Source organism: Halobacillus dabanensis (genome assembly GCF_900114165.1).
GTDB classification, from domain to species: domain Bacteria; phylum Bacillota; class Bacilli; order Bacillales; family Halobacillaceae; genus Halobacillus; species Halobacillus dabanensis.
The window spans coordinates 486,284-498,717 of the sequence record NZ_FOSB01000001.1; the positions used below are offsets into that span (position 1 = coordinate 486,284).

Below are 12,434 nucleotides of genomic sequence, written 5' to 3' on the forward strand. Positions count from 1 at the left end.
TCATTCATTTAATTGATATTTTTGTTGCAAATACAATAATATTAAGTTAAATTAAGTATATGGTAATTTATGTTGTATTTGCAACTAAAAATATTTTTCAAGGAGCTTAATATGAAGGAAATACTTCGTGAAATTGGAATGATAGCAAGAGCTTTAGATTCAATAAGTAATATCGAATTCAAAGAATATGACCTCACTAGAGGCCAATATTTATATCTTGTGCGCATTTGTGAAAGCCCAGGCATCATTCAAGAAAAAGTAGCTGAGCTGATAAAAGTAGATCGTACCACTGCAGCTCGTTCTATTAAGAAACTTGAAATGAATGGCTTTATTGAGAAAAAAGAAGACGAACATAACAAAAAGATAAAAAAACTCTATCCAACAGAGAAGGGAAAGAAGATTTTTCCTTTTATTAAGAGAGAGAATGATCATTCCAATGCTGTTGCGTTAGAGGGTTTCACCGAAGAAGAAATAGAAACCATTCTTGATCTTCTCCAAAGAGTAAGAAGGAATGTAGAAAAAGACTGGGAATTCGTTAAAAAAGGAAACAAGAGAAGTTATTGAATATAGAAAGGAGCTAAAGGATTATATGGGTATAAATTTGAAAAGATGTACTTTGGAAGATTCCCTGAAACTTCAAGAAATTGGTTATAAAACATTCAAGGAGACATTTGAGGATCAGAATTCTCCAGAAAATATGAACGCCTATTTGGAAGAGGCATTTAATATAAAGCAAGTCGAAAAAGAGTTATCCAACCCTTCCTCACAATTCTTTTTTGTTTCTTTTAATGAGGAAATCGCTGGATATTTAAAAGTTAATATGGGGGATGCCCAGTCGGAAGAAATGGATGATGGCTCCCTTGAAATCGAGCGGATTTACATTATAAATCATTTTCAAAAGCATGGACTTGGTAAATATCTTTTTAACAAAGCTATGGATATTGCTATGGAACAGAATAAAAAGGAAATCTGGCTGGGTGTATGGGAAAAAAATGAAAATGCCATTTCTTTCTACAAGAGATTGGGGTTTGTGCAAACAGGATCGCACACTTTTTATATGGGGGACGAAGAACAAACGGATTTAATCATGGTGAAAAGACTCCAATATTAACTAAAGAGGTGATGAGATGTATATCCCAAAACATTTTAAAGTCACAGACTTCGATGAAATCAAAGATTTTATACAGAAGAACTCTTTTGGAACAATCGTATCAACAGAACAAGGAAAGCCGATATCGACTCACTTACCTTTGCAGTTACATAAGCGAGGGGATGACTACTTTCTCACTGGGCATTTGGCTTATGCGAATCCCCAGTGGAAAACTTTCGGGGAAGATCCTGTTCTTATTATGTTTCAAGGCCCGCATGCTTACATTTCATCCTCGTGGTACCAGTCTGAAAATGTGCCCACATGGAATTATCAAGCTGTCCATGTATATGGAGCGGCTAGTCTTATGAGTGATCAGGAATTGCAGGAAGACTTGAAATCTCTATTGCAAAAATATGAACAACACCGTGAAAACGCAGCGTTATGGGAGTACTTCAGCCCAAAAACTAAAAAGCGAATCAAAGGTATTATTGGATTCGAAGTAAAAGTGCAAGAAATTCAAGCAGCATATAAGTTGAGTCAAAATCGCAAGGAAGAGGACTATGACAACATCATTGACAAATTATATAAGGAGGAAGACTTACACTCGCAACAGTTAGCGGAAGTGATGAAAGCTAGAAAAACTGATTGAGCGTTTCTATGTTTCAATGATTTATATGTTTATATGTTGTAGTCGAGTCATAGAGGATAGGGAGCGATTCATAAATAGTGGCTCTCTTCCTTTTGTTTTTTTTCTGAATTGTGTGATAACATTTCAACTTACATTTCAAGGAGGGATATAAAATGATTAATTATAATAATCGCCAATTTGTTTCAGTGGAGAATACGGAAAGTGGTGAGGTCTCTTCCAAAACATATTTTGACTACTATCAAGAAGGAAATATCCTCTATGCTGATTATTCCGGGGGAGAGATAGTCAAAGGAAAGTTAGTAGGGATCGTACATAACGATGACACTTTAGAATTCCGATATAACCATGTGAACAAGTCAAACGAAATTAGAGGAGGGAAATGCAAATCTGTTCCACATAAGACCACTACGGGGAAAATTGAACTTCATGAAGAGTGGCAATGGCTTGATAAAAATCAAACCAAAGGAAAATCGATAATTAGAGAAGTTTAAGATCGTTGTAAGCGTGTGGGATGGTTTCATAAACTTCCTAAGCTTAAAAGTGTGAAAAATTTATATAAATGATTAGGAACTAACAATATCCGTTAGATAATCTTGTATAATGGGTATGAAGTATAAATCAGTGTTCAAAACAAAATACATCTAGTTTTAGAAGGAAATCTTGCTTTTTCGTAGTATTTTCTTTTCAGGATTATGGGCCCGTTCAGCAAGAAGCCAGAGGAGGTGCCGATGATTGATCATGATGGACGAAAATGAAAAAGACACCTATGAAGATCTGATGAATTCCTTTAAAAATGCTGAATCGATAGAGGAAATCCGCTATTATTTTTTCGAAATACAACTGTACTTAGACAATCTTCCATCAACCAATGGGCTATCCATACCGACGTCTCAATTGGAAGAGTATCAACGGTTGAGAAAAGGATTACTTGATTCTACGTCAGTAAGAGAAGTCAGCTATTATGAAGGTCAGATCCATGAATGGTTAAATAAAATCCACCCTCTAAGCTGACATAAGTTGTTAATGCATCCAGTACTTTGCAAAAAGATAGTATTTATTTTCTGATAATAATGGAAACTATAGGTAAGGTGTTCATTTATGTAACTCTGTAACTTAGAAAAAGTCTAAAAATCTATTTTTGTTTCAAGATAAATAGGGAATTTATGTTCTCCTAATAAGACACTTCATTTTGGTTTGCATGGATTAGGGGAAGTACAAGAGTCTTCCCCAAGCTTACGGAGACATCTTCCTAATAATGTTCCTTGAAGGTTCACCCATGAGATATTATGCTGGATAGCTCATGTAAAAAGGTTACCACAAGCTATGCTAATGTTAGGAAGAAGTCCATTCCCCTCCGTTCACATGAAGCGTTTGACCAGTGACGAAACGTGAATCATTGGAGGCTAAGTAAACATAAGTAGGTGCAATTTCAAACGGTTGCCCTTGACGTTGCATCGGATTTTCTACTAGTGGAACCTGATCTGCAGAAAAACTTGCTGGAATGAGAGGGGTCCATACCCTTCCAGGAGCAACTGCATTTACTCGGATTCCTTTATCTACAAGGTTATTTGCTAAAGCACGGGTGAAACCAACATTAGCTGCTTTAGTCGATGTGTAATCAATTAATTGCTTATTCCCAATATATGCCACTACGGAAGCTGTATTAATTATGGAACTTCCTGCTTTTAAATAGGAAAGGGCTGCCCGGGTGGTATAAAAATGGGAATAGATGTTGACCTTGAATGTATCATCAAATTGTTCATCCGTGATATCCAGTAAACTTAATTGTTGAAACTGGATTCCTACATGGTTACATAGAATATCAAGTTGCCCGTATGTTTGAAAGGTTTTCTCTACGATATGGATACATTGCTTTTTTTCTCTCAAGTCACCTGGAAGTAATAAGCATCGTTGTCCAAGCTCTTCAATCCTCCTTTTTGTGCGCTCTGCGTCCTCTTGTTCGTTTAAATAAGAGATAGCTATATCTGCCCCTTCTTTAGCAAAAGAAATGGCGACGGCTGCACCAATCCCACTGTCACCTCCTGTAATTAATGCGACTTTTCCTTCTAATTTTCCGGATCCTTTCTCATTAGGGTTTTCAATGATTGGCCTGGGTGCCATCAATCTCTCTACACCAGGCTGGCGAAGCTGACGTTGTTCAGGAACAGTTAGTGGAACGTCTTCATAACGAGTTATCTTACCATAGTTGGGATACATTGGATAACTGTTATTAGTGGGATTATTCAAGTCATCTTTTGACATAGACACTCCTCCTATAAATCGAACTCCAAGTTACTTTATGTAAGATAGGCTTAAGTAGTGCCAAGGAATAAAAATGAAAGCTGCTTGTACGGGCTCCAACTCCCGACAGTTGAATATGGTAAGATAAATAACCTTTAGGAGGGTGATCATGCAAAGTTTTCAATACAATCCAGAAGTGAAGTTGCTGTTAGTCGGTCATTCAGATGAAAAAGTTCAAGTGTTATACGATGCCAACCCAAATACCTGTTCGATGCCCAAAATAGGACCAAGACCTCCCTATTATTGCAATCCAAGATACGAACAATATTTCCCTTTAACTTAATCGGAGGGATAGGAATATTAGCGGGAATGTACCCAGTGATGAAAAATTTGTGAGGTCAACATTCAAAAGTGAATCAGACGTTGGTGTGTGAAAATCTGATAGCTGCTGAAGGGGATAACTATATCGAATTCGGGATCGCAGTTGGTAAAGAACTGACAATTTTCGAAGCCCGTGAAGACTAGTTAGAAATGGCATTGTTCTTTAAAAATCAATTAAATGGTTAATGGTCAACCACTGGGGTTGGCCTTTTATATTTCTAAAAGGAAGGTGAAATTAAGTCAAATAAAGTTCCAATAAATCCTAAAAATATTTATGTTTTGCAAACATTTTTAGGAAGAACAAATTATCCACCATATAAGCTTCTCTTTTAAAGATCGAATGAAATAGGAGCGTGGATTTTATTACACTTCTTTGTAAACTTGAAACGGCAATATTATATGCTATATAAGGGTAAAGATAAATAAGCAAAAACCAACAACAAAATTAATAATTGTGATGTCACGACTTGTTATTAAAAGTGTGAAAAATTTATATAAATGATGAGGAACTAACAATATCCGTTAGATAATCTTGTATAATGGGTATGAAGTATAAATCGGTGTTCAAAACAAAATACATTTGGTTTTAGAAGGGAATCTTGCTTTTTCGTAGTATTTTCATTTCCGTGTTATGGGCCCGTTCAGTAAGAATCCAGAGGAGGTGCCGATGATTGATCATGATGGACGAAAAAGAAAAAGACACCTATGAAGATCTGATGAATTCCTTTAAAAATGCTGAATCGATAGAGGAAATCCGCTATTATTTTTTCGAAATACAACTGTACTTAGACAATCTTCCATCAAGCAACGAGCTATCCTTACCGACGTCCGAATTAGAAGAGTATCAACGGTTGAGAAAAGGATTACTTGATTCTACGTCAATAAGAGAAGTCAGCTATTATGAAGGTCAGATCCATGAATGGTTAAATAAAATCCACCGTCTAAGCTGACATAAGTTGTTAATGCATACAGTATTTTGCAAAATAGTATTTATTTTCTGATAATAATAGTGTAAACTAAAGATACGGTGTTCATTATAGTGGGACACTTGTCTCTGAATAAAATAATGGACTTAAACGGAGCGGCGAGCTTGGTTGAGGATTTAGTGCATAGTAGTTTATGTTTCTAAGTTTCCACCAACTGCCGCTTCTTTTAGTCTAGGGGGAAAATTTCTTATGAATACGCTAATTATTGCTGGGTGTATTGGAGGGATTACAGGCATTGTCTCTCATTTAATGAGAAATGGAAAAGTACTGATCTTCCCTAAAAAAAGAGCCCGCCCCAAAGGGATTTATTTAGGGTTCCTGGCTGACTTCCTTATTGGGGCGGCAGCTTCAGTTTTCGCCGTTACTTATATAATCCCTGAGCCTGAGGTATTAAGAACGCTTATTGGAATTTCTATATTAGCGGGGATGACAGCAGAAAATGTTTTATTAAAAAGGGAATTGAATATAGAAAAGGCGAAGGTAGAAGGATTGGATCGTATCAACAAGAGATTTAAATGAATTTTTTCTGCTCCAATCCTTATTTTTTCTTCACCATTGATTTCCTCTCAAATCCTCTAGTCGGGAATAATGCTTGACTAAGAGGGTTATTTGACCTGTGAAAAAAGGTAATATAAATGAAAAACAAATGGTCCTCAAAGAGAATACATATGGAAACATCTGTTCAAAGTCGAAAAAGTAATAGCGAGAGTTAGTTTGTTAATGCTCAACTTTAAACGGGACAATCTGCTTTTTTACATTAGCCATGCTATTAATTATAGATTTTATAAGATACGGAAGTTGTGGCTGAGCACTCCTTTTTCCATAATAGGAGGTGATTATTCAACTGGAATAGTCGCCTTTTATTGAGCGAGTATGTGTAGACTCATTGGAGGCGACGCTTAAGTTTTTATCTTTGTGTGTTCCGGAGTGGGAACGGAAGCCAATGGTAAAATTGTTCTGAGTCAACATTTTATGGATGTTGAGAGTCAATCGTATATTACAGCTTTTCCTTGTTCCCGTAACTTTTTTAGAGATGTAAGCATATGATTTATTTCTTCATCGGAATGTCTTTCCCATGTCCTTAATTCAGCTACTATTTTCAAAGGTGATGTAGATCTATAAGAGCGTGTCGGGTTTCCAGGGAATTTTTTATCCGTTAAGTTCGGATCGTCTTCAAAATCCCCTATTGGTTCCACAATGTAAATTCTCTCTTTTGACTTAGATGTTGCTAATTCAGCCCCCCATTTAGCAGCATCTAATGTTGCAGTGAAATAAATATAGTTGGATTTTTTATCCTGGTAATTTGATAAGTGCTGCGGTTTTAATAGATCACCAATTTTCAGTTCTGCTTTAGTACCATGAAAGAAAGGACCTTTATCTAAGACCTCTTTTTTATCACTCATACTTTCACCCCATATATTTAGATTTGTATATAACAGTATAGGGCAGGAACTACAGAAAGAGTAGTCTATGAATAATTTATAATCAGGAGTATAATGAAAGTAGAGAGAAGGATATCGAAGCTTTGAAAAACGCCTGTCCGTATTTAGGGACAGGCGTTTTCACTTATGCTTTCGTCTTATAGGATGTATTGTGATCCTGCAGCGTTTCGTCACTGCCGAACAGGAAGTGTTTTTCCATATTCGGGGAATACGTAGAGTTTACAGCTGTACGGCCGACGGTTTCGGCTACTTCACGAAGCATAGCCGGAGAAGCTCCACAGCAGAGTCCCAGGTAGTTCACGCCAATACCGTGCGCTTCTTTCGCCCACTCCGCAAGCTCATAACGGTTCGTGTAAAGCGGATCCAAAGATGTTGGGAATGTTGTTTCCGTTGGAAGTGTACAAGCACAGCCTCCGTCCGGCAGGTTGAAGAAGGTAGGGTGTTCTTCCGTTGTACGGTAAGGAATCGGAAGGGCACCTACATAACCGTCCACCGTATGACGGATTCTCTCCACATAGGGCTGCATCGTTGCTGGTCCGCGGAAACAGTTCATCCCCACAACAAGCGCACCTTTCTCTTCTAACAAGCGGCAGGCTTCTTCTACTTCGTAGCCATCTCGCAGAATATTTTCTCCCATCAGACCGAATGTGATCACGGCAGGGAGGTCTTGTTTTTGGATTTCTTCCAGAGCGATCAGCGCTTCTTCATAATAATAGAAGGTTTCGCCGTTCACAAAGTCTACGCCTTCTTCCTTGCACCAGCCGATCATCTCTGCAAACATGCTCCTTGTTTTTTCGATGGATTCTGGATCATCCGGGTTGAACAGGTTCGTGTTGGAAACGTTCCCAGCTACGAGTGCTTCTTCCTCAGGGTGCTCCTGGGCAACCTCTTTGGCTAGACGGATGGCCTGGCGGTTAAGCGGCTCTAATAAATCTTCTTTACCGATGATCCTCATTTTTTCGCGGTGGCCGTTATAGGTGAAGGCTAAGACAACGTCGGAGCCTGCGAGCATATAGTCACGATACGTCTGTTTTAGTGCCTGAGGGTTATCCAGGGCTACTTCAGGTACAAAGGACCCGGCCTGTAAATAGCCACGGCGTTCCAGCTCAAATAAGTAACCTTCTCCACAAATAACGGGTCCATCCTGTAATCTTTGTTCTAATGATCTTTTCATTTCATTCAACAACCTTTCCATAATGAATAATATTTTATTAGAAAGCTAATGCCCTTTTTACAGGGACAAGCTGACTTTCGCTGGTACGGGTTTGATCGTTTCAAAACTAGTGATCAATCTGAAAAAAATAAAGGACCTCCTTGGATAAGGGGTCCTTTATGTATAAAGAGTCTCCTTATCTTCAAGGTATAACTACTACCTTCTGGATTTAGCACCGTGCCAATTGCTGGTTGCTGAGGTATCAAAGGGCCAGTCCCTACACCTCTCTGGATAAGTTTTACTATTATGTGGTTTTTGGAAAAACAGTTGAACACTTTACTTAATCAAGAATCGATTTGGACATCCTTGTTGAAATTCAGCTGTTTATTATTTCGCTTGCGATTTACAATACAGGAAAATGAATTAAGAATCAATGGAATTTTCAGAAAAAGTTCCAGGGTTGATGATGATTCATTTGAGGGTGCCTGCAGGAGTATTGACTAACCACTGAATGGTCCCTGGCTCAAGAACTTTAATAAATGATTTTGATGCTGCATTTAATAAGGCGTTGTTAATTGAATGGCTGTTATAATATGTATTGAATTGAAAGCTTAAAGGATCTGGGTGATTTTTGTACATAGGGATCGCTCCTTAATTATTAGAGAAGGTGTATTTGAAATAATGATTCGGTTTGAATCGATTTAATACAAGTTTAATTAAGGGATGGTCTAGTTAAAGATTCGTAAAGAAATGTCATTAAATCAAGTTATCAACAAATTGGTAGCATTTTTTCCTAAGTTTCCGAGTGTATAAATCATAAAATAAAGTCGATAGGGGGATTTCCTATTATTAAAGCAATTGTTTTTGATTTAGATGGGACATTATTGAACCGAGATGAATCAGTAAAGGTTTTTATAGCCGAACAATATGAGCGACTGCATAAGTGGCTTTGTCATATTTCTAAAGAAGAGTATATACGAAGGTTCATCGAACTAGATAAACGTGGATATGTGTGGAAGGACAAGGTTTATAAACAATTAATAAAAGAATATTTTATTCAGGAAATTACGTGGGAGGAATTACTAGAGGATTATTTAACTTACTTTAAGGAACACTGCGTACCGTTCCCTAAACACTTGGAAACGCTGAAGAAATTGAAACAGGATAACTTTCTTGTCGGAATGATAACTAATGGAAAAGGTCAGTTTCAAATGGATAATATAAAGGCTTTGGAGATGGACAGCTACATAAACACTATTCTTATATCAGATTGGGAAGGGGTTAAAAAGCCTGATCCAGCCATTTTTAAAAGAGCATCAGAAAGACTCAGAGTGCATCCGGAAGAATGTGTGTTCATAGGAGACCACCCAGTGAAAGATGTGAAGGCAGCACAAGATGTCGGAATGATAGGTATATGGAAAAGGGATCATCAATGGAATGCAGTCGAAGCAGACTATGTGATTGATGAATTAGATGAAATACCAAAAATAATTCAACAGTTAACTTCTGTTTCCACTTAAATTATCTTGTTTTAGGTTCATCATGTAACGGGACATTTTGCGGAGCAAGCATCCGCCCTGTACTATACTAATATCAAGCAGCATTGATTAATAAAGTGAAGGTGAGAAGGTGCGAGAAAGTGATAAACTTTGAAACTAATGAAATAAATAAATGGAAGATTGAATTAGAAATCATGAATTCAAATCCATCCTATAATAAGATGTCCAAAAATAAAAGCACTATTAACTACAAGGACATACTTGATGAGTATGAAGAATCTAATAAGCTGAAAACTACCCGGCTACTAATCAAGCAAGAAGAACATTACATAGGTTTAGTCGATTACTGCATAAATAATCCCTCAGATCATACTCCTTGGATTAGTTTATTTGTAATTCATAAGCAATTCCAAGGGGCGGGAAATTCTCTTAGAGTGTTTCAACGTTTAGAACATCTTATTAGACAAGAAGGGAAGAAAAAAATACGCCTGGCAGTTCATCAGGAGAATGAGAAAGGCTTATTGTTTTGGAATAGGTTAGGTTTTAATAAGTTCAAAGAAGTAATTTTTGAAGGAAAACCACATTATTGTTTAGAAAAGGATTTATAAAGAATTATAAAAAAAGAATTATAAAAAACGGGGTATAAAATCTTTTAATGCTTAATTCTAAAGGGATAAAGACACGTAAACGCTACGTGTCTTTTTTTAAAAGGTAATTCGAATACTGCAGCAGAAGAAATATTTAGGAGATTTTGTCATATTAAACAAACAGAGTGTTAGTTAAACTCGTTTAAGTATCTCGATATCATCTTCCATTATAGGGGCTTATCTATAGGAAAGGTATGTTTCTTATTTTATGTAAAACCATTGAGTTCTTTGGTTTTATTTGAAATAATTGGTAATTGTAATGGGGCTTCTGGGTATTTTATTCATTACATAACGGGTGGAACACTATAAAGACTATGTGGGTGTTATATTGCATTCCAGTCTCACGGGCTCAGGGGGAATTTTCACAAATAGTAGGACAGTATTTCAATTGTGGAGGTTCTATATGTTCAAAAATGAAACTGTTAATAGAATAGTGAATATTGTAGGAATGATCCTTTTTTATGTAACATTCAGTATTTTTTATTTTCCATCTTCTTCGGATGACTTAATCACAAAGGTTTTTTTCTTCCTAGTCAGTTTGGTGTTCATTGGGATAGTTATTCACAAAATTTATAAATTCAAACAATAAAAACAAAATGCAAGGCAGCTGATTGCTGATTTAAAAGCGAAACACCCTGATACCAAGTCGATAAGTCTCAAGTTACGTTAAAGGGGACGGTAAAGGATGAACAAAAATAAAAAAACAACAGGGGATACTTATCTCGCGATTGGAATTGGTTTAGGATTACCCTTAGGAGCAGTGGTTGGATTAATCATATTTGATAACCTGGCAATCGGGGCTGGTATAGGTTTGGTCCTCGGAATAACTGTTGGAACCGCAATGGACTCCAATAAAACTAAAAAAGAATAACACATACGTATCCATTCTTAATTAGAACAGAGTTTTTAAGACAAGAAAATGAACGTTATCCTTATTAACGGGATAATCTAATAAAAAGGAGACATTCTGATGATGCTTTATGGACCTTTCTTAATGTCTTTACTACCAGGATTAATTGTATTAACGCTTACGTGGTGGTTCAGTAAAAAAGGTTTCTCCCGATTTATCAGGATGTTGCCTGGATGCTTTTTAACTATTGTTGCTGCCATTCTCTTTTATCACGGTTATGTTAACGTCAGGGGATTTGAAGGTGCAGCATATGGTATTCTGAGTTTCTTTTTACTCATTTTTGTTATTATATCTTTTGCAATCGGGGTCAAGATGAAAGTCAATACGGAAAATCATTAAATATCCTGAAAATAAATATATTATAGGGGGGCAATTCTGAAACAAAGGATCGCCCTCTTTTTAATGTTTGGACAGGATTGTAGATACTCAGTTCCGGAATGTGTAGAAAGTTTGAAACGAATTTGGTTTAGTATCGTACCTGTAATAGGAAGTTTATAATCCCGAATCAATTAGGTTTTGGAGGGTTGATTATGATAGGAGTAAATGTAAAAGAAAGTAGCGAAAATATTATCGTTTCATGGCAGCTTAGCAAGGTTGAGATACCAAAAAATGAAATCATAGAAGTTATAGGTGATGACACTTATGGTGGTGAAGAGCAAACTGCTATGAGAATCGGATACCCTTATGCTACGACGGAAAGGATTGTAATAAAAACAAGAAAACAGAATTACATTCTTTTTACTAACGACACGTCAATTAGAAACAAAATAGAGCGCATGATTTCATAAGTACATCGTTTGTTAAAAAAATACATAATTAATCAACACCATACTAATCCCACTAGGAGATAAGTAAGAAATGAAGAGGTACTTCCATAAAATTGGAAGTGCTTTTTTGTGCGTAAGATACACACCAAATAGGGTTGGTGCAATTATATAATCAGAATCGAAGATAAGGCACTGTTTATTGTTATCTTCATGTTCATTTAGATGTTTATTTGAAGTGATTTTGTTAAGTTAGTGTAAATTTTCAGTGATGGCGTTGCTTATCCAAAATGGTTGTTTTATAATGATTTCGGAAATCAATATTGAATTTCGATATCGATAATCTTAATGAGGAGGCATGTACTTGGATAATAAAGTATTAAGAAAACTTTTCTTAGGGTTCATACAAATTCATATCTTGCACCATGCGAAAGAAGAAGCTATTTATGGGTCCTGGATGCTTGAAGAGTTGCAAGAACACGGGTATGAAATCAGTGCTGGAACTTTATATCCAATCCTTCACAATATGGAAAAAGATCAACTTCTTGATAGGGAAGATGTAAATGTGAATGGAAAAATCAGAAAGTACTACCGGATTACTGAAAAGGGAGATTCTGTCCTTCAGGAAGCCCGGGCCAAAGCCTATGAACTCTTTAAGGAAATTAAATGATC

18 protein-coding genes and 1 riboswitch are annotated in these 12,434 nt (G+C 36.5%); of the genes, 14 read left to right on the forward strand and 4 right to left on the reverse strand.

The features are described 5' to 3' along the window. Window positions 1-111: 111 nt before the first annotated feature. From BMZ58_RS02505 to BMZ58_RS02525, 5 genes are all read left to right on the forward strand, one after another. Window positions 112-564, forward strand: a complete 453-nt coding sequence (locus BMZ58_RS02505) for a MarR family winged helix-turn-helix transcriptional regulator (RefSeq protein WP_075034956.1) — start codon at window positions 112-114, stop codon at window positions 562-564. Window positions 565-589: 25 nt separating this feature from the next. Further along, on the forward strand, window positions 590-1,111 hold the full coding sequence (gene paiA, locus BMZ58_RS02510) for a spermidine/spermine N(1)-acetyltransferase (RefSeq protein WP_075034957.1): 522 nt from the start codon (window positions 590-592) through the stop codon (window positions 1,109-1,111). Window positions 1,112-1,127: 16 nt separating this feature from the next. Then, the gene (locus BMZ58_RS02515; protein WP_075034958.1) at window positions 1,128-1,739 is read left to right on the forward strand and encodes an FMN-binding negative transcriptional regulator; all 612 of its coding nucleotides are present in this window, start codon (window positions 1,128-1,130) and stop codon (window positions 1,737-1,739) included. 152 nt (window positions 1,740-1,891) lie between these two features. After that, entirely contained in the window at window positions 1,892-2,230 is a 339-nt protein-coding gene (locus BMZ58_RS02520; RefSeq protein ID WP_208601391.1) for an avidin-fold protein, read from the forward strand. A gap of 241 nt (window positions 2,231-2,471) precedes the next feature. Next, window positions 2,472-2,750, forward strand: a complete 279-nt coding sequence (locus BMZ58_RS02525; protein WP_075034959.1) for a hypothetical protein — start codon at window positions 2,472-2,474, stop codon at window positions 2,748-2,750. 321 nt (window positions 2,751-3,071) lie between these two features. Here BMZ58_RS02525 and BMZ58_RS02530 read toward each other — a convergent pair whose 3' ends face one another. Beyond that, window positions 3,072-4,001, reverse strand: coding sequence for an SDR family oxidoreductase (locus tag BMZ58_RS02530; RefSeq protein WP_075034960.1), 930 nt, complete (start codon window positions 3,999-4,001; stop codon window positions 3,072-3,074). A 148-nt stretch (window positions 4,002-4,149) separates the two neighbouring features. Here BMZ58_RS02530 and BMZ58_RS20950 point away from each other — a divergent pair, with 148 nt between their 5' ends. The 3 genes from BMZ58_RS20950 to BMZ58_RS02545 all read left to right on the forward strand — a co-directional run bounded on the left by BMZ58_RS20950 (window position 4,150) and on the right by BMZ58_RS02545 (window position 5,866). Beyond that, a complete protein-coding gene (locus tag BMZ58_RS20950) occupies window positions 4,150-4,323 on the forward strand; it encodes a hypothetical protein (protein ID WP_167360009.1) in 174 nt (57 codons plus the stop codon). Between the two features lie 709 nt (window positions 4,324-5,032). Further along, on the forward strand, window positions 5,033-5,311 hold the full coding sequence (locus BMZ58_RS02540) for a hypothetical protein (RefSeq protein ID WP_075034961.1): 279 nt from the start codon (window positions 5,033-5,035) through the stop codon (window positions 5,309-5,311). Between the two features lie 225 nt (window positions 5,312-5,536). Continuing rightward, entirely contained in the window at window positions 5,537-5,866 is a 330-nt protein-coding gene (locus BMZ58_RS02545; protein ID WP_075034962.1) for a DUF4257 domain-containing protein, read from the forward strand. 467 nt (window positions 5,867-6,333) lie between these two features. On the opposite strand, the gene arr is transcribed toward BMZ58_RS02545, so the two are convergent. The 3 genes from arr to BMZ58_RS20955 all read right to left on the reverse strand — a co-directional run bounded on the left by arr (window position 6,334) and on the right by BMZ58_RS20955 (window position 8,581). Next, window positions 6,334-6,750 (reverse strand): NAD(+)--rifampin ADP-ribosyltransferase, encoded by a 417-nt coding sequence (gene arr / locus BMZ58_RS02550; RefSeq protein WP_075034963.1) that lies wholly within the window; start codon window positions 6,748-6,750, stop codon window positions 6,334-6,336. Window positions 6,751-6,913: 163 nt separating this feature from the next. Beyond that, window positions 6,914-7,963 carry a homocysteine S-methyltransferase family protein gene (locus BMZ58_RS02555; RefSeq protein ID WP_075034964.1) on the reverse strand — a complete coding sequence of 350 codons (1,050 nt, stop codon included), beginning with the start codon at window positions 7,961-7,963 and terminating at the stop codon, window positions 6,914-6,916. A 172-nt stretch (window positions 7,964-8,135) separates the two neighbouring features. Further along, window positions 8,136-8,240, reverse strand: a riboswitch (SAM riboswitch). A gap of 173 nt (window positions 8,241-8,413) precedes the next feature. Next, window positions 8,414-8,581 carry a hypothetical protein gene (locus tag BMZ58_RS20955; RefSeq protein WP_167360010.1) on the reverse strand — a complete coding sequence of 56 codons (168 nt, stop codon included), beginning with the start codon at window positions 8,579-8,581 and terminating at the stop codon, window positions 8,414-8,416. A gap of 206 nt (window positions 8,582-8,787) precedes the next feature. Between BMZ58_RS20955 and BMZ58_RS02560 the strand changes: the two genes are divergently transcribed. From BMZ58_RS02560 to BMZ58_RS02590, 6 genes are all read left to right on the forward strand, one after another. Then, window positions 8,788-9,462: an HAD family hydrolase gene (locus tag BMZ58_RS02560; protein ID WP_075034965.1), complete on the forward strand. Its 675-nt coding sequence runs from the start codon at window positions 8,788-8,790 to the stop codon at window positions 9,460-9,462. A 119-nt stretch (window positions 9,463-9,581) separates the two neighbouring features. After that, on the forward strand, window positions 9,582-10,049 hold the full coding sequence (locus BMZ58_RS02565; protein ID WP_075034966.1) for a GNAT family N-acetyltransferase: 468 nt from the start codon (window positions 9,582-9,584) through the stop codon (window positions 10,047-10,049). A 724-nt stretch (window positions 10,050-10,773) separates the two neighbouring features. Continuing rightward, the gene (locus BMZ58_RS02575; RefSeq protein WP_075034968.1) at window positions 10,774-10,959 is read left to right on the forward strand and encodes a glycine zipper domain-containing protein; all 186 of its coding nucleotides are present in this window, start codon (window positions 10,774-10,776) and stop codon (window positions 10,957-10,959) included. Between the two features lie 99 nt (window positions 10,960-11,058). After that, window positions 11,059-11,337, forward strand: coding sequence for a YesK family protein (locus BMZ58_RS02580; protein ID WP_075034969.1), 279 nt, complete (start codon window positions 11,059-11,061; stop codon window positions 11,335-11,337). A gap of 191 nt (window positions 11,338-11,528) precedes the next feature. Further along, entirely contained in the window at window positions 11,529-11,786 is a 258-nt protein-coding gene (locus tag BMZ58_RS02585; RefSeq protein ID WP_075034970.1) for a SunI/YnzG family protein, read from the forward strand. A 340-nt stretch (window positions 11,787-12,126) separates the two neighbouring features. After that, the gene (locus BMZ58_RS02590; protein WP_075034971.1) at window positions 12,127-12,432 is read left to right on the forward strand and encodes a PadR family transcriptional regulator; all 306 of its coding nucleotides are present in this window, start codon (window positions 12,127-12,129) and stop codon (window positions 12,430-12,432) included. Window positions 12,433-12,434: the final 2 nt, after the last annotated feature.

Bases quoted from the DNA above. Each gene is read 5' to 3' on its own strand.
- BMZ58_RS02555 (WP_075034964.1), bottom strand. From the start codon at position 7,963: ATGAAAAGATCATTAGAACAAAGATTACAGGATGGACCCGTTATTTGT.
- BMZ58_RS20950 (WP_167360009.1), top strand. From the start codon at position 4,150: ATGCAAAGTTTTCAATACAATCCAGAAGTGAAGTTGCTGTTAGTCGGT.
- BMZ58_RS02545 (WP_075034962.1), top strand. From the start codon at position 5,537: ATGAATACGCTAATTATTGCTGGGTGTATTGGAGGGATTACAGGCATT.
- BMZ58_RS02505 (WP_075034956.1), top strand. From the start codon at position 112: ATGAAGGAAATACTTCGTGAAATTGGAATGATAGCAAGAGCTTTAGAT.
- BMZ58_RS02520 (WP_208601391.1), top strand. From the start codon at position 1,892: ATGATTAATTATAATAATCGCCAATTTGTTTCAGTGGAGAATACGGAA.
- paiA (WP_075034957.1), top strand. From the start codon at position 590: ATGGGTATAAATTTGAAAAGATGTACTTTGGAAGATTCCCTGAAACTT.
- BMZ58_RS02585 (WP_075034970.1), top strand. From the start codon at position 11,529: ATGATAGGAGTAAATGTAAAAGAAAGTAGCGAAAATATTATCGTTTCA.
- BMZ58_RS02530 (WP_075034960.1), bottom strand. From the start codon at position 4,001: ATGTCAAAAGATGACTTGAATAATCCCACTAATAACAGTTATCCAATG.
- BMZ58_RS02515 (WP_075034958.1), top strand. From the start codon at position 1,128: ATGTATATCCCAAAACATTTTAAAGTCACAGACTTCGATGAAATCAAA.
- BMZ58_RS20955 (WP_167360010.1), bottom strand. From the start codon at position 8,581: ATGTACAAAAATCACCCAGATCCTTTAAGCTTTCAATTCAATACATAT.
- BMZ58_RS02580 (WP_075034969.1), top strand. From the start codon at position 11,059: ATGATGCTTTATGGACCTTTCTTAATGTCTTTACTACCAGGATTAATT.
- arr (WP_075034963.1), bottom strand. From the start codon at position 6,750: ATGAGTGATAAAAAAGAGGTCTTAGATAAAGGTCCTTTCTTTCATGGT.
- BMZ58_RS02575 (WP_075034968.1), top strand. From the start codon at position 10,774: ATGAACAAAAATAAAAAAACAACAGGGGATACTTATCTCGCGATTGGA.